General features: G+C 45.1%; 12 protein-coding genes. 8 read left to right on the top strand and 4 right to left on the bottom strand.

The features are described from left to right. The first annotated feature begins 157 nt into the window (after positions 1 to 157). From BM367_RS05095 to nagA, 6 genes are all read left to right on the top strand, one after another. Positions 158 to 4,537, top strand: coding sequence for a CusA/CzcA family heavy metal efflux RND transporter (locus tag BM367_RS05095; RefSeq protein WP_092458604.1), 4,380 nt, complete (start codon positions 158 to 160; stop codon positions 4,535 to 4,537). A gap of 11 nt (positions 4,538 to 4,548) precedes the next feature. Continuing rightward, positions 4,549 to 5,688 carry an efflux RND transporter periplasmic adaptor subunit gene (locus tag BM367_RS05090; RefSeq protein WP_092458602.1) on the top strand — a complete coding sequence of 380 codons (1,140 nt, stop codon included), beginning with the start codon at positions 4,549 to 4,551 and terminating at the stop codon, positions 5,686 to 5,688. Between the two features lie 107 nt (positions 5,689 to 5,795). Next, entirely contained in the window at positions 5,796 to 8,087 is a 2,292-nt protein-coding gene (locus BM367_RS05085; RefSeq protein WP_092458600.1) for an ATP-dependent helicase, read from the top strand. Positions 8,088 to 8,096: 9 nt separating this feature from the next. Next, positions 8,097 to 8,582, top strand: coding sequence for a regulatory protein RecX (locus BM367_RS05080; RefSeq protein ID WP_092458598.1), 486 nt, complete (start codon positions 8,097 to 8,099; stop codon positions 8,580 to 8,582). Between the two features lie 3 nt (positions 8,583 to 8,585). Further along, positions 8,586 to 9,413 (top strand): nitrilase-related carbon-nitrogen hydrolase, encoded by an 828-nt coding sequence (locus tag BM367_RS05075; RefSeq protein WP_092458596.1) that lies wholly within the window; start codon positions 8,586 to 8,588, stop codon positions 9,411 to 9,413. Positions 9,414 to 9,421: 8 nt separating this feature from the next. Next, positions 9,422 to 10,522, top strand: a complete 1,101-nt coding sequence (gene nagA, locus BM367_RS05070) for an N-acetylglucosamine-6-phosphate deacetylase (protein WP_092458594.1) — start codon at positions 9,422 to 9,424, stop codon at positions 10,520 to 10,522. Here nagA and BM367_RS05065 read toward each other — a convergent pair. Then, positions 10,507 to 10,950, bottom strand: coding sequence for a hypothetical protein (locus tag BM367_RS05065; protein WP_092458592.1), 444 nt, complete (start codon positions 10,948 to 10,950; stop codon positions 10,507 to 10,509). The two genes, nagA and BM367_RS05065, sit on opposite strands and share 16 nt — an antisense overlap. Positions 10,951 to 11,135: 185 nt before the next feature. Here BM367_RS05065 and BM367_RS05060 point away from each other — a divergent pair, with 185 nt between their 5' ends. Beyond that, positions 11,136 to 11,657 carry a SixA phosphatase family protein gene (locus BM367_RS05060; protein ID WP_092458590.1) on the top strand — a complete coding sequence of 174 codons (522 nt, stop codon included), beginning with the start codon at positions 11,136 to 11,138 and terminating at the stop codon, positions 11,655 to 11,657. A gap of 3 nt (positions 11,658 to 11,660) precedes the next feature. On the opposite strand, the gene BM367_RS05055 is transcribed toward BM367_RS05060, so the two are convergent. The 3 genes from BM367_RS05055 to BM367_RS05045 form a co-directional block, all read right to left on the bottom strand. Next, positions 11,661 to 12,512, bottom strand: coding sequence for an N-acetylmuramoyl-L-alanine amidase (locus tag BM367_RS05055; RefSeq protein ID WP_177224109.1), 852 nt, complete (start codon positions 12,510 to 12,512; stop codon positions 11,661 to 11,663). Positions 12,513 to 12,528: 16 nt separating this feature from the next. Beyond that, on the bottom strand, positions 12,529 to 14,487 hold the full coding sequence (locus BM367_RS05050) for a glycoside hydrolase family 97 protein (protein WP_092458586.1): 1,959 nt from the start codon (positions 14,485 to 14,487) through the stop codon (positions 12,529 to 12,531). A gap of 108 nt (positions 14,488 to 14,595) precedes the next feature. After that, positions 14,596 to 15,309: a 3-keto-disaccharide hydrolase gene (locus tag BM367_RS05045; RefSeq protein ID WP_092458584.1), complete on the bottom strand. Its 714-nt coding sequence runs from the start codon at positions 15,307 to 15,309 to the stop codon at positions 14,596 to 14,598. Between the two features lie 48 nt (positions 15,310 to 15,357). Here BM367_RS05045 and BM367_RS05040 point away from each other — a divergent pair, with 48 nt between their 5' ends. Beyond that, positions 15,358 to 17,127 (top strand): glycoside hydrolase family 10-like protein, encoded by a 1,770-nt coding sequence (locus BM367_RS05040; protein WP_092458582.1) that lies wholly within the window; start codon positions 15,358 to 15,360, stop codon positions 17,125 to 17,127. The last annotated feature ends 99 nt before the right edge of the window (positions 17,128 to 17,226 follow it).

Below are 17,226 nucleotides of genomic sequence, written 5' to 3'. Positions count from 1 at the left end.
GAAGCAAAGCATGTATATGTGTTTGTTTTTCATCCATAAAAAATCTCCTTCTTAAGAGGATGTTTTGAAATGATGCAGGTAAGTTCATCTGTTTGCTGATGATGGAATGGATGAGCGTGTATTGTTTCATAAGCAGAAGTTGTAAAAAAAGAAAACCATGTGGCAAGCGATTATAAATTTTTCGATCCGCCATAAATTTCTCATAGGCATATTTTGCCTGGGATGGATAGGTTATGGCATATACAATCTCATGCATTTACCCATTGATGCTGTACCTGATATTACCAACAACCAGGTGCAGGTTATTACAGTTTCTCCCAACCTGAGTGCACCTGATGTGGAACGATTCATTACGGTTCCCATAGAACAAGCAACCCGCAACATACCCGGTATTACAGAGCAAAGAAGCTTTTCTCGTTCTGGTTTAAGTTTGGTTACGATTGTATTTAATGACCAAACCGATGTTTACTGGGCGCGTCAACAGGTGAGCGAACGATTGGTACAGGTTAGGTCGCAGATTCCCGATGGCATGGGCTCACCCGAGCTGGGTCCGGTCACAACGGGATTGGGTGAAATTTATCAGTATGTGGTGAGGCCCTTACCCGGCTATGAAGGAAAATATAGTTTGGAGGACCTGCGCGATATTCAGGATTGGATTGTGCGCAGGCAATTATTGGGTACGGAAGGAGTAGCAGATGTGAGCAGTTTTGGAGGTTTATTAAAGCAGTATGAAGTTGCTGTACATACGGATCGGTTAAACACCTATCATCTGAGCATTGCCGATGTATATCAGGCTTTATCCCAAAACAACCAGAATGCAGGAGGAGCCTATATTGAAAAAGGAAACAACGTATTATTCATCAGAACCGAAGGATTGGTTCGCAATCTGGATGATATCCGGCAAATTGTAATCAAGCGTGTGGAAGGTGTGCCGGTTTATGTAAAAGATGTAGCGGATGTACGTATCGGGCATGCGATTCCTTATGGAGCGATGGTTTATGTGAATAAGCATCATCAACAGGAAGTGGCGGGTGCTGTGGTGATGATGTTAAAGGGAGGAAACAGCAGCGAAGTCATTCGCAATGTGAAACGCAGAATTGAAGAAATTAAAAAAACATTACCGGAAGGTGTAACCATTGAGCCTTTTCTGGATCGCACGAAAATGGTGAATAATGCTATCCACACGGTGAAGAAAAATCTCATTGAAGGGGCCTTGATAGTTATCTTCATTCTGGTATTGTTTTTAGCCAATTTGCGGGCAGGACTCATCGTGGCATCGGTGATTCCCATGAGTATGTTGTTTGCATTTTCCATGATGAACCTTCTGGGAGTGAGTGGAAATCTGATGAGCCTGGGTGCACTTGATTTCGGATTGTTGGTTGATGGTGCCGTAATCATTGTAGAAGCTGTGATGCATAAACTGAGAAATTTAACTCATTTGCCGAACACCATGCGAATGGATCGGCAGCAGATGGATGAGCTTGTCCGCGAATCAGCCGGTAAAATGATGAGCTCTGCTTCATTTGGCCAAATCATCATCCTGATTGTGTATTTACCCATTTTGAGTTTGCAGGGTATTGAAGGGAAAATGTTCAGACCTATGGCTGAAACCGTTGCATTTGCCATTTTAGGTGCTTTGATTTTATCATTAACCTATGTCCCGGTAGTTTCATCATTGTTTTTGGGAAATAAACTATCAGTAAAAGAAACCTATGCAGATCATGCCATTCGGTATTTGCAAAGAAAGTATAAAATCTGGTTAATTAAGGCACTTCGGAAACCAGCAGTGTTGCTGGGTGGTTCTGTATTGCTCTTTGTCATATCTGTATGGATTCTTATGAAATTGGGAGGAGAATTTATTCCTCAGCTGGAAGAAGGAGATTTTGCTGTAGATACTCGTTTGCTTACAGGTGCTTCACTTAGCAATACCATTCACACCACTCAAAAGGCAGCAAAATTGCTGGTTGATAGTTTTCCGGAAGTGGAAAAAGTGGTGGTGAAAATTGGCTCCGGTGAAATTCCCACGGATCCCATGCCTGTAGAAGCTTCGGACATGATGGTAATCCTGAAAGATAAATCAACATGGACGAAAGCACAGAGTTTTAATGATCTGGCCGAGCAGATGAGTCATGTATTGCAGGCTGTTCCTGGAATTGCAACGGGTTTTCAGTTTCCAGTGCAAATGCGGTTCAATGAATTGATGACAGGTGCCAGGCAGGATGTGGTATGTAAAATATTTGGTGATAACCTGGATACGCTTGCACATTATGCGCAGCGATTAGGCGATATCATACAAACGATTGCGGGCGCAAAAGATTTATATGTAGAAACAGTTACAGGTATTCCGCAGCTGGTCATCCGATACAATCGAGCTGCGCTGGCGCAATATGGTTTGCAGATTTCAGATGTGAACCGGGCAGTTCAGGCTGCATATGCCGGTGCAGTTGCGGGTTCTGTGTTTGAAGAAGACAGGCGCTATGATTTGGTAGTAAGATTGGCAAATAAACAACGTGATAGCCTAACTGAAATACAAAATCTGCCCGTCTCACTTCAGGATGGTACCATTATTCCCTTGCGTTATGTGGCTGATATCCGTGTGGAAGATGGGCCGTATCAAATACAACGAGAAGATGCACGAAGAAGAATTATTGTAGGATTCAATGTACGTGGAAGAGATGTGCAAAGCCTTGTAAATGAATTGCAGCAAAAGGTAAACCGACAGTTACATCTTCCACCGGGATATTATATCACGTATGGTGGTGAGTATGAGAATCTACGACATGCAACTCGCAGATTATCGATTGCTGTACCAGTAGCATTGGTGATGATTTTATTGATTTTATACCTGGCATTTCAGCGATTAAAATATGGTCTTATGATCTCTTCTGCTATTCCGTTGTCAGCTGTTGGGGGTATATTATCATTATGGTTACGAGGCATGCCTTTCAGCATATCAGCAGGCGTAGGTTTTATTGCCTTATTTGGCGTAGCTGTGCTAAACGGCATTGTGATGGTCAGTGAAATGAATCGCCTGAGGCAAATGCATGATTGGCCATTGAGCCACATAATATTGAGAGCTACATCCATCAGGCTGCGTCCGGTATTGATGACGGCTTCTGTAGCTTCATTGGGTTTTCTGCCAATGGCTGTCAGCCAGTCTTCCGGTGCAGAAGTACAAAGGCCTTTGGCTACTGTTGTAATCGGAGGATTGATAACCGCCACTATTCTTACCCTGTTTGTTTTGCCATGTATTTACTTCATCGTTGAGCGTGTTCGTTTGCCAAAAATAAAGACCTCTCACATGCTTGTACTGCTGATGGTCATGTTGATATCTTATCCTGCTAAAAGCCAGCAGATGCAACAACCGGTTCTGCCGATCAGCTGGGAAACATTTCGTTCACGCATATCATCTCATGATCCCAGATGGCTGGCAAGTGATTTTCAGGTATATTATCAGCAAATTTTGGTAAAAACAGCATCAGATATTCCGAAGACCCAGTTAATTGCAGAATATGGAAATTTAAACGGCCCATTTGCTGATACGCGTCTGAATATTTCACAAAGCATAGCCTGGCCGGCTTATTACATAAGATTGAAAAAACGTTATGAAGCTGAATTGCAGGCAACCAGGTATGAAAGTGAGATGAAAAAATCTTCTATCATCCACTTGATGCAGATGAATTATGTGGAATTGCAATACCAGCAAGCGCTGCATCAGGAATTATCGTGGCTGGATAGCCTGTATCAGCGATATGCGCAATTGGCTCAATTGCAATATGAAAAAGGTGAATTTTCATTGCTTGAAAGAAATACCCTTCAGCAGGAAGCACGGCTTATGCATTTGAAAAAAATAGCTGCAGAAGCCGATCTGAAGGCTATTCAGCAACAACTTATGCAGTGGCTGCAAACAGATTCGGTGATTGTAGCCACCACACCTTTTGTTCCATCCAATGAGGTGTTTGACACCAGTGAAATTTATCTGAAGCCTTATGTGCAATATTACCAATCCCGCATGCAAATGTTCAAACAAAATGTGCTAACTGAACAAGCAAGTTTATTGCCCGAATTGTCAATTGGATATGTCAATCAATCTTTTACTGGCTGGCATACACTGAAAGATCGTACAGAACAGTACTATAGTTCATCCACTCGATTCTCTTCATTGATTTTGGGTGTTAATGTTCCTTTGTTTCTTAAGCCTTATCGTGCACGTGTGGATGCAGCCAGAATTATGGAACAAATAAGCAGGAAAGAATATGAATGGTCTGTGCTTTCATTGCAAATGCAAATAAAAAAAGTATGGCAGGATTATCAGAAGTACACCCATCAGGTGAACCTGCTTGAATCAGAAGAATTACCGGTTGCGGATCAAACCCTGGAACTTTCCCGTCAACGTTTTCAAAACGGAGAAATAGGTTATATGGAATGGATCTATTCCATGCGCCAGGTGAGCGACATTCGGCTTCAATATCTGCAAGCTATCAGAGATCAATGGCTTGCAGCCATCACTTTACATGATTTGTTAACTGAATTTTAAACCTTTTGCATATGAAAAAACTCATTTTTGTTGTTCTTATCGCGTGGACATCTTGTTCATCGCCCTCACGCCCATCAACACAAAGCGAAGCAATAGCTGCAAATGAGCAGGATAGCGTGGTTACAATGAGTGATGTGGAATTGCAAAATGCAGGAATACAGCTTGTGCATCCTGAGATTAGAGATATTTATACTCAGGTGAAACTGAACGGACAAATAGATGTACCTCCGCAAAACCTGATTTCTATTTCATCGCCCGTGGGTGGATTTTTGAAATATACCCATTTGCTTCCTGGCGATCATGTTAAAAAAGGGGAAGTAATAGCTGAACTGCAGGACATGCAATATATTCAGATGCAGCAGGATTATCTTACTGCAAAAACACGTCTGGCCTTTCTACAGCAGGAGTTGAATCGCCAGCAGGCATTGAGTGAAAATCAGGCAACCAGCCAGAAAAATTATCAGCAAATATTAAGCGAATATCAGGCTCAGCAAATTCAGTTTCATGCATTGGCTGCCAAACTACGTTTGATGGGTATTGAACCTGATTCACTTACACCCGATAAGCTTTCTTCTATCATTCGGCTTCGTTCGCCTATCAACGGATATGTAGCTTCTGTAAATGTTAACATCGGAAAATATGTGATGCCCACGGATGTATTGTTTCAATTGGTTGATCCCCGTGATATCCATGCAGCCATGACTGTTTTTCAGGAAGATATAGATTTATTTAAACCCGGGATCCGTGGAAAAGTGTATTTACCTAATCAGCCCGGAAAATTTTATGATGTGGAAGTGGTGCTCATCACGCGGAATGTGGATAGCAACAGGGCCGGTCTTTTGCATTGCCATTTTTTGCAGGATGCATCCGGTTTGTTGCCTGGCATGTATGTATCGGGAAATTTTACATTGGGTCATGAACGTTCTGTAGCCGTACCGGATCATGCCGTGGTTCACTATCAGGGAAAAGATTATGTTTTTGTGGCACATGATAATCATACATTTGTGCTTACACCCGTGCGAACAGGTAAAGCAGATAGCGGATGGATTGCGTTGCCTGATGTGAAGCCAGAACAATGGCTTCGGTTGCAGGTTGCTGCAGGAAATGCTTTTGCTATTTTGGGCAAAATGAAAAACAGGATAGAAGATTAAAATCATTGTCGGAATACACACTTTAGTGTGTCTTTATTGGACGGGAGTTTGTTAAATTTGCCGGGAGATGGATATTCATGCCAATAAAAAATTTCTAATTTCATACCATGCATTTTCTTGACGAACTCAATGAACGCCAGCGTGAAGCAGTACAACATATCGATGGGCCACTCATGGTAATTGCCGGTGCCGGTTCTGGCAAAACCAAAGTGCTCACTGCCCGCATTGCCTACCTGATAGAACAGGGAGTAGATCCCTTTCACATCCTGGCCTTGACATTTACCAACAAGGCAGCCAATGAAATGAAAGCCCGCATTGAACGGATGCTGGGCAGTACAGAAGCTCGTAATTTATATATCGGCACTTTTCACTCGGTATTTGCACGTTTATTGCGCGCAGATGCCCACAGGCTTGGATATCCGTCTAATTTTACTATTTATGATACAGACGATTCCAAAAATGTATTGAAAAAAATCATAGCAGAACTGAAGCTTGATGATAAACATTATCGCCCCGGCATGGTGTATAACCGCATTTCCAATGCAAAAAACAGCCTGATCGGTTGGGAAGAATATCAGCAATATCCGGAATTTATACAGGAAGATACACGGGCTGGAAGGCCTATGATCGGAAAGATCTTTGAATGGTATGCTAAACGTTGTTTTCAGAACGGGGCTATGGATTTTGATGATTTGTTGTATCAGATGTATGTGCTGCTTACCCGTTTCCCGGATGCGTTGCATAAATACCAGCATAAGTTTCAGTATATCCTGATTGATGAATATCAGGATACCAATCCAGCGCAATATGCTATCATCAAGCTGCTGGGCGCCGTGCATGAAAATATTTGTGTAGTGGGTGATGATGCACAAAGCATTTATTCTTTCCGCGGAGCCACCATTCAGAATATCCTGCAGTTTGAAAAAGATTATGAAGATGTGAAGGTGGTAAAACTGGAACAAAACTATCGCAGTACGCGTAGTATTCTCTCTGTAGCCAATGAAGTGATTGCCTATAACAAGCGCCAGCTCCCCAAAGTGCTGTGGACACAAAATGATGAAGGAGAAAAAATTAAATTGATTTCCCTGCTGTCAGAACATGATGAAGCTCGCTTTGTAGCCGATACCATTGCCGAACAAAAACTACGAAATCACTATGCCAACAAGGATTTTGCCGTGCTGTACCGTACCAATTCACAAAGCCGAAGCTTTGAAGAACATCTGCGCAGGTTGAATATTCCTTATAAAATTTACGGAGGCATATCTTTTTATCAACGAAAGGAAATCAAGGATTTCCTTGCTTATCTGCGTGTGATTGTTAATCCTAAAGATGAAGAAAGCTTATTAAGGATTATTAATTATCCTGCGCGTGGTATTGGCGAGCAAACCCTGCAAAAATGTTTGTTGGTGGCCCGTGAACAGGGAATATCACTTTGGGAGGTGCTGGAAAATATCAGGAAATATGACCTGCGTTCGGCCGCGGTTAACCAGATTGAAGATTTTGTAGTGATGATTAAAAACCTGCAGCTGCTGCTCAGCAAGGAAAATGCCTATACCGTGGCTGTGCAGGCAGGTAAAGCATCCGGACTGGTAAAGGAATTGTACAATGATCAGAGTGTGGAAGGCATTGCCCGGTATGAGAATGTGCAGGAATTGCTGAATGCCATTAAAGAGTTTACAGAAACGCCCGACAGTGAAGGTGAACTGGCAGATAAGGACCTGGGAAGCTACCTGCAGCAGATTACCTTGCTCACCGATGCAGATGATGAAAAAGAAGAGAGTGATACCGTAAAGCTCATGACTATTCACGCAGCAAAAGGACTTGAATTTCCTTGTGTATTTGTGGTAGGTTTGGAAGAGGGACTTTTCCCCAATGCTATGTCAATTAACACACGCGATGAACTGGAAGAAGAACGGCGACTGTTTTATGTGGCCGTTACACGTGCGAAAGAAAAACTATGGCTTACTTATGCCATGAACCGATATCGCTTTGGCAATTTTGTACAAAATGATCCCAGCCGTTTTATATCGGAACTACCATCGGATTATGTTGAAAAACCATTAGGCAGGGATTATAGAACAAATCACGGCAGTAGCTTTTGGCAGCATCAAACACAGAGAAAATCTCCTTCTTCCGGCAACTTATCATTTTCTCAGCACAAACCTGCAACTGCTGTGCATACGCCCTCACCAGATTTTAAACCTGATGATTTCCGATTAATGAAAGAAGGAATGAAAGTGGAACATCAGAAATTCGGATATGGGATGATTCTTTCCATTGATGGGAATGCATCTAACCCGATTGCAACTATCCGTTTTGAATTAAGTGGTGAAAAGAAAATCATGCTGAATTATGCACGCCTGCGGATTGTGCGCACAGATGAAACAGATACTCAATGATGCAACAACATGTCGGATTGTCAGCATATCAAACAATCTGTAATCTGGAAAAAAATTACACATTACTGTGCTTATCAGGAGCGATGCCATCAGGAAGTAAAGCAAAAATTATATCAGCTGGGTGTGTATGGTCAACAGGCAGAAACATATATCGCCTGTTTGATAGAGGAAAATTATCTGAATGAAGAACGTTTTGCTATTCAGTTTGCCCTTGGCAAATTCAACATCAACAAATGGGGTAAACGAAAAATCGCTTCGGCCCTTCAGCAAAAACAAATTTCGCCATATCTGATCAAAAAAGCACTGGCACAGATAGATACGGATCAATATTTGAAAGTGTTGGAAAAACAAATGCAATCCAAAATAGCTGCTGGTAGAAATCTGAGTGCTCCTCTGCTGAAACAAAAAATTATGTCTTATTTTTTGCAAAAAGGATATGAAGCAGAATACATTGAACAGATTTGGAATCATATTCAGGATTTACAGGATGAATAAACCATGAAATCACATCTTCACATAGCTTTGATGCAGATTGACATACAGTGGGAGCAGATAGATGAAAATTTGCAACAGATCGCACAACAACTTGCCACACTTCCCGGTGAAACAGAGGTTGTATTTCTTCCGGAGATGTTTGCAACCGGATTTAGCATGCATGCTGAAAAGCTGGCGCAACCTATGAATGGAAAAATTGTGCAGTGGATGAGAGAACTGGCTTACCAGCATCGGATCATTCTATGCGGCAGTGTGATTATTTACGACGAGGGTAACTACTGGAATCGCCTGATCTGGATGCAGCCAGATGGTAATTTTGGTACGTATGATAAGCGGCATTTGTTTGCCTATGCGGAGGAAAACAAGTATTACACACCGGGTTACCGCCAGTTGATTGTGCAGGTTAACGGATGGCGGATTGCTTTATGCATTTGTTATGATTTGCGTTTTCCGGTATGGTGTGCCCAGCAGCCTACGGACGATGGATCGGCAGCTTACGATGTACTGGCTGTTATTGCCAGTTGGCCGGCATCGCGCATTGAAGCATGGGATCTTTTGTTGCGGGCTCGTGCTCTGGAAAATCAGGCTTATGTGATAGGTGTAAACCGTGTAGGAGAAGAACCACCGGCTACACCGCATGCTTCGCATGGAACACAATATCCAGGTCATTCTGCTATCGTGGATCCTGTAGGGAAATGGCTTTATCATTCCACTCATCCACAACCTGAAATTATTACCCATACCCTTTCGGCACAGCATCTGCAACAGGTGCGCAAGCATTTTCCTTTTCTGCGCGACAGGGATCGTTTTACCATTCTGAATCATGAATAAGTTTATCTATGCGACAGGCTTACTACAATGGTTTCATTTACACGGGTAAAGAAATACTGAAACATCTTGCCGTGCTGATGGATGGCTATGAAGTACTGGATATTGTCCCGGAAAGCGCCATTCCGGAAGGCTTTCAACGGATAGATGTGCAGGGAAATCACATAGCTCCCGGTTTGATTGATTTGCAGATTTATGGTGGCAATGGTCAATTGTTTTCCCTGTATCCGGATGTATCGACAATTTTAGCTACCGAACAATATTGCAAGGCAGGAGGAGCCTTGTATTTTCAGCCTACCATAGCAACCAATGAACCCGGACTGATGCAAAAAGCTCTGGAGGCTTACCGGCAATATCGGGATCGTGGCGGAAAAGCAGCTATAGGCGTGCATTGGGAAGGACCTTTCATCAACCCGCAAAAACGAGGTGCCCATGTGGAGAAATACATTCGTCCCCTGCAAAAGGATGAAGCCAAACAGCTGACGGAACACCAAGATGCCCTTCGTACCCTTACATTGGCACCGGAGTGTTGTGATGCGGCATGTGTAGAAATATTGCTGCAGGCGGGTATCAGGGTTTCGGCCGGACACAGTGCTGCAAGTTATGAACAAGCCAGGCAGGCATTTACAAAAACCGGAATCCGGTTGACTACTCACCTGTTCAATGCTATGTCGCCCTTGCAAACACGCGATCCGGGGTTGGTGGGCGCTATTTTTGAAGATCCAGCAGTATATGCCAGCATCATTGCCGATGGAATTCACGTGCATCCGGCCAATATCCGCATAAGCAAAGCTATCATGGGCAACAGGTTGTTTTTGATTACAGATGCTGTGGAAGAAAGCAAAAACGAGCCTTATATTTATTTGCGGCAAAAAGACCGATATGTGAATCAGGAAGGGGTGCTGGCTGGTTCTACACTCACCATGCTAAAAGCAGTAGCTTATTGTGTGCAACAGGTAGGTATTGCATTAGATGAAGCTTTACGCATGGCATCCTGGTATCCGGCAAAAGCCATGGGTATGGATCAGCAGGCAGGTTTGCTGCAGCCGGGTTATCATTCCGGCTTAATTGTGTTTGATGATAATTTTGAATTGCTTTATCGTTCGGTGTAAGGCTTGAGTAAGATCTGCGCACTGTCCAAAGCACGATACATGCTGTCTTTTACCTGTTCAACATATTGCAGCTGGGTAATTAAATATTGCTTGCGCAGATCAGGCTGTGCTGTATCTTTATCAATGTCAAACTGTCCCATCCAGTTGAACATGGCGCTGTCGGCCAGGCTTAGCTGATTGATAATTCTATCCCATACAGCATTTTGCAAATGCAGGGAATCGCGCAGATGCTGCATCGTGGCACTGGCCCGGCGCAAATCTCCAATTTTTCCCATCAGGCTATCGTGCACATGCAGAATCTGATTTTCCAGCGCTTGCAGGCTGTCCTGCTGACTGGTTTGCGCGGATTGTTGATTGTGCGAATGACAGCTGGCAATAAGCATCACGATGCAAACATAAGCCAGCGTATGTGGGATGAAGCGATGCATTGTGTAATTACTTATGATTTACAAACAGCGGATGTGGATTCAAATTGAGTATTCAAAAATAACAGAATATTGAGACGAAAAGCAAATTTATCCTTAAATATATTTGGGTGCGTCGGATTTGTAAATTTGTACATACATTTTTTATTTCTGTCTGCCAAAAGACAGTTTTAACGGGATGAGATAGCATGAAAACATTGTTGGTCATCCGCCATGCTAAGGCCGACTGGCCGGAAGGTAAAGCACCGGCAAATGCTACAGATCGCGATCGTCCGCTCACTGAGCGCGGTGAAGCAGATGCTGTGCGGATGGCACAACGTCTTCAGCAGCTCAAAGCCGTACCGGAACTACTTATTAGCAGTCCTGCATTGCGGGCAGCTACCACAGCGCGCATCATGGCGCGTGAATGGAATTATCCTGAAGATGTCATTCAGTGGCAGCCCAGGCTGTATCAGGCCGATCTTACTGATTTTATCGAGACCATTACAGCCTTACCCGATACCTGGAAATCTATTGGCCTGGTTTCGCATAATCCCGGTATCACCTTGTTTGCCAATGCACTGACGGCGTACAACATTCAGCATATTCCTACCTGTGGTGTGGTGGCTTTTCATGTGCAAACATCGGAATGGGCACGCTTCTGGCCAGCGGAGAAAAAACTCTGGTTTTTTGAATATCCGGAAAAACTACAGCAGCATTCGCGTATATAAACTTTACCGCCGGTATTTCTGATAAACGTTATACAAGACTTTGAGTGAAAGCGAATCCCAGACAGGCGTGAGGTTGGTCTGGATGAAATGACGTTTGAAAGCCACCAGTGATGCAGTGGTATCGCTCAGATCATAGCCGATGATGCGCAGGGCATCCCAGGGATGAAAATCAGCCGGCGGATCGGCCAGCACACTGTCGCGCCAATAGCCAAATCCATGAGCAGCCAGTTCATTCCACGGAAAATACACACTGGGATCCTGCTTGCGGGTGGGCGCAATATCGGCATGGCCCACAAAATTGGCGGTATCCAGATGATAACGTTGCTGCAGGATATGCAACAACACCAGGAGCGAATGGATCTGCGTTTCCGGAAAAGGCTCCTTTCCGGTGTTGTCAAGCTCAATGCCAATCGATACCGAATTCACATCGCGGATAGCTCCCCAGCGGGAAACGCCCGCCTGCCAGGCTCGATACACATCGGGCACGAGTTGAAAGATAGTACCGTCTTTGCAGATCAGATAATGACTGCTTACCCGGCCGGCCCGGTGTGGATCGGTGAGGGTGGTCAGCGACTGGGCACAGCTTTGCTCTTCGGTTTGATGGATGATCACCAGATCGGGCTGGCGGATATTGAAATTGGGTGAGGGTGCTATCCAGAAAGCTTGTTGCAGGGAATCGAGCGGCAGCTGGATGGGAACAAAATGCCGATATATTTTGCGCATATCACGGAGTTGCCGGTGATAGGCACTGCGAACTTGTGAATTAAGGGGGTAGAGGTGTGCATTGCAGCTCCACAATAAGGCCAGCGCTAAAACCAGCCAACTGGTTATCCATGGACGAACTTGTATTTTCACAATGAATCTCATTTATTCATTCAATCCGCGCTACCCAGCCTCCACCCGGCGCCAGGTGAATATGCCAGACATCGCCTGCCTGCACGGTGGCTTCTTTCACGACATAATCGTTGGCATTGCGATCGGCATTTATTCCATCGGCATAATACACGATATGATGAGTGCCGGGCGGAAGAAACGAAAAAGAAAGCGTCAGGTCACGTGCTTGTTCATTGGTCATCGCGCCAATGAAGTAGGTATTGCCTTTTTTGCGTGCCATCAGCACATACTTTCCTACTTCAGCATCCAGTGGCAGGGTTTCGTCCCAGGTGGTGGGCACGGAGGTGATGAAATTCAGGCAGGGCTGTTCTTTTTCATAAGCCACCGGGTTATCGCTCAACATTTGCAGGGGTGCGTCGTAGAGCACATACATGGCCAGCTGCTGGCAGCGCGTCCCCAGGCTCATGGGATGGCGGTAAATGGGCGCAAAATCGCGCGGTTGGGCATTGCGCATGGCTCCCGGCGTATAGTCCATGGGGCCGGCAAACATGCGGATGAATGGCAGGGTCACCGCCATGGTGGAGGTTGCAATAGATGGCGACCACTTATCCTGTTCCAGACCTGGAACACCTTCAAAGTTTACCACATTCGGATAGGTGCGCTGCAAGCCTGCAGGCTTGTGTGCACCGTGAAAATCTACCAGCAAATGGTATTTGGCCGCAGCAGCCGCACAACGCCAGTAGAAATTCACCACGGCCTGGTCGTCGCGATCCATGAAATCGACCTTGATGCCTTTGATACCCCATTTGGCAAACAGGGGTAACACAGTATCCATCTGCTGATCGAGGGTATGCCAGGCGCACCAGAGGATGATGCCCACGCCTTTTTGTTGAGCATAGTTCAGCAGGGCAGGCATGTCAATATCTGGTACCACGCGCGTCAAATCGCCCAATACATACCAGCCGTCGTCCATGATGATGTAGGGGATGTGATGACGGGCCGCAAAATCGATATAGTATTTATACGTTTCGGTATTGATTCCTGCTTTGAAATCCACACCCGTAATATCCCAGTCGTTCCACCAGTCCCAGGCCACCTGTCCGGGCTCAATCCAATGGGTGTTTTCAATCTGATTGGGTTTGGCAAGTTTGTATACAATTTCATTGTTCAACAAATCTTTGTCCTGATATGCAAAGGCCAGGATACGCCAGGGGTAAGCTCTTTGTCCCGATGTGCGGGCAATGTATGGATATGTTTCGCGGGGATATACTTCCCGGTCCCAGCCCCACTGCGGCTTTTGCGGAGTGGAATCCGATTTCACAGCAAGCGGATAAATAGCCTCTATCAGGCCTTTTCCATTGCCTGTGAAGTACATGCCGGGATAATCAAATAAATCAGATTCTGTAAACAAGATTTTGCCGCTGTCAGGTAAATTCATCAAAAGTGGTAACTGGGCTGTTTTCTTATTTGTCAAGCTATCGAGTGGCAGCAGTTGATATACGTGTTCATAGTTGTTCATCCAGCGGGGAGCCCAGGCAAAATAAGCGGTGGTAGCTTGTGGCATGTGAAGGGTGCATATTTCATTTTGTACGGTAACAGAATCTTGTTTCCATGCCGTTTCAAACCGATAAGCCATGGCATCATTGTACACCCGGAATTCCAGGCGATAGCCATTCCGGAAGAATAAAGTCAGCACATGGCAGGTATCAGGGATTTGTTTGTTTTTGATGGCTACTACAGGTGTAATGATCTGCTGAATGCGATTGGTTGTTGAGCGCTGAATCCGATCATTACCCAGCGTATCGTGATCAATCACCAGGCCTATCTGCACATCGGGAATCCAGACGCGTCCATGGCGCCATACGGTGAAATGGATACCTTGCTGGCTTTTTATTGCTACTCGTGTGTTGCCATCGGGCGAATGCAATTCATACGATTGTGCACGGGTGGTTTGTGTCAGAAAAATCAAACAAATGGCACTAAGCAGATATTTCATGCAAATAGATTTTCAGATCAACAAGTGAATTCAAAAATAAGCGAATCGTTGAAAGAGGAATGTATTCCGAGCTAACAAACAGCTTGCTCATCCCATAGCTGTTGGGAATTACAGTTTTTTGATTTTGATATTCCGGAACCACACTTCATCACCATGATCCTGCAATGCAATATGTCCGCTGTGGTATTTTCCATAATCGGGATAATCTTTCCACTTGCCTTCGTTTTTCAGTTTATACCATTCAGGCGTCCACATATCAAATTCCAAAATTTTTTTCCCGTTCAGCCAGTATTGCACATGGCCGTGATTGACGATGATTTCGGTATGATTCCATTCGCCGGCCGGATGTACGGGGCGGATTTGTGGCACATGCATGGCATAATCGGCACCCGTATGTTGCCAGGGTTCCAGCTTTTCGGGGTAATGTTCGTCGTCGATAATCTGAAACTCAGGGCCTGTGTAATATGAGGCAGGTTGTGTTTCCCGAACCAGGTAGAGGATGCCGCTGTTGGAGCGGGGAGCGATTTTCCAATCTATTTTCAGATGAAAACTGGAAAAACTGCTGTCGTCCGTAACCAGGTCCACGGGTGCGAATCCGGGACCTTTTCCTTTGCAATGCAGGGTTCCATCCACCACATCCCAGGCTGTTGCGGGCTGGTGCTGATAGCCATGCCAGCCATCAAGATTTCGGCCGTTAAACAGCAATTGCCATCCCTCTTGTTTTTCTTGGTTGGCAAGGGTGTTATTGGTTTGAGCAGTACCGGCAATGAAAAATACAGCGAGCAATAAGGTCGTTAATCCTAAGTGCAAATAAGAGCTCATGCAAATGAATTTTCAACCAAAATACAAAACATTTACGGAGATTGCAGCATGCTGAACAGGAAAACGTTTGCGCGAAACGCTTGCCGGGGTGTGTGTTGGGGGGTGTGGGTGATGATGGCATTATGCACAGGGAAAATATTTGCACAGGTGCCGCCCAAATGGGAATTGCGGGGGGCCTGGATTGCCACTGTCGGGAATATTGACTGGCCATCCAAACCCGGACTGCCGGCCGATCGACAAAAGGCAGAATATGTACAGTTGCTTGATTCATTGCAGCACCTGGGTATCAATGCTGTGTTTGTGCAGATACGTCCGGCTGCCGATGCATTTTATCCATCCGATCAGGAACCGTGGAGTTACTGGTTAAATGGCGAACAGGGCAAACCGCCTTATCCGCTTTATGATCCGCTGCAGTTTATGATTGAAGAAGCGCACAAAAGAGGCATGGAATTTCATGCCTGGCTGAATCCATATCGCGCAGTGTTTAACATTCATACCAGCAAAGTGGCAGCCAATCATATTACCCGCCGGGCACCGCAATGGTTTTTGACTTATGGGGATAAAATGTATTTCAATCCTGGATTACCGGCTGTGTGGCATTATCTGACCGGCATCATTGCCGATGTGGTGCGGCGTTATGATGTGGATGGTATTCATTTTGACGATTATTTTTATCCCTATCGCATTCCGGGCAAGGAATTTCCCGATCAGCTCACGTATGCAACCTATGGACGCGGCATGAGCCTGGATGACTGGCGCCGGCATAATGTGGATACCGTCATTGAAATGATTCATGATACGATTCAGGCTATCAAACCATGGGTAAAGTTTGGAGTCAGTCCGTTTGGGGTATGGCGTAACCAGAGCCGCGATCCGGAAGGCTCGCAAACCTATGCCGGACAAACGGATTACGATGATTTGTATGCCGATGTATTGAAATGGCTAAGAAAAGGTTGGATTGATTATGTGGTGCCGCAGCTGTATTGGGAGTTTGGATTTCGTGCGGCGGATTATGGTGTGCTGCTCGACTGGTGGGCACGTCACACCTATGGCCGTGCCTTGTACATTGGCATGGCGCTATACCGTGTAGGTGGACGTGGTGCCTGGAGCGATCCGGATGAGTTGCCACGGCAGTTGCTGGCCAGCCGCAGTTACCCGCAGGTGCAGGGTCAGGTCTATTTCAGTGCCAGCGTGTTTTACCGAAATCCGCTGGGGTTTGATGATTCCCTGCGTCATCATTTTTACCGGTACCCGGCCATTGTGCCTCCCATGCCGTGGAAAGACCCTATTCCACCCGCTTCTCCCAGGCTGATGATGATAACCCCCGCAGAAAAAGGCTTTACGCTTTGGTGGGAAAATGCGGATACCACCAGCCAGGTGAAAAGTTTTGTGATTTATCGTTTTGACGCGGATGATGCCAATCCTGATTTTAACGATCCCCGGCATATTGTAGCCATTGTTCCGGATATTTCATCTGCTGAGATAAATCATGCCCTGTATCATGTTACCGATACTACGGCCATGGCTGACATGAATTATGCATACGCTATCACGGCACTGGATCGGTTGGATAATGAAAGTGTACCATCAGCCTGGCTGAGCGTATGGCCTCGTTCGAAATTTGAATATCGTTTGCGCGAACATCTGTATCCGCTGAAAAATATTTCCATGCTCGATTATCACACACCTGTACTGACTCATATACCCATATCGGTCAACATGGACTTATGGCAATCATCATCCCCGTCTCGAAAAGCTCCCGCTTCCCGCAGGCCGTGGTGGCGGATATTCATTCCATGGCATAAATCCGGACAATAATTTTTTGTATATGCAGAGGAATGTATTTGAATGTATGTGAGTGTGTAATGATGTTTTTAACTTGATATCCCACAAGCATGTGATGGATGATTTAAGATG

Source organism: Thermoflavifilum thermophilum, assembly GCF_900116565.1.
In the GTDB taxonomy this organism is placed as follows: Bacteria; Bacteroidota; Bacteroidia; order Chitinophagales; family Chitinophagaceae; genus Thermoflavifilum; species Thermoflavifilum thermophilum.
This window is presented reverse-complemented; position numbering and strand designations above follow the sequence as displayed.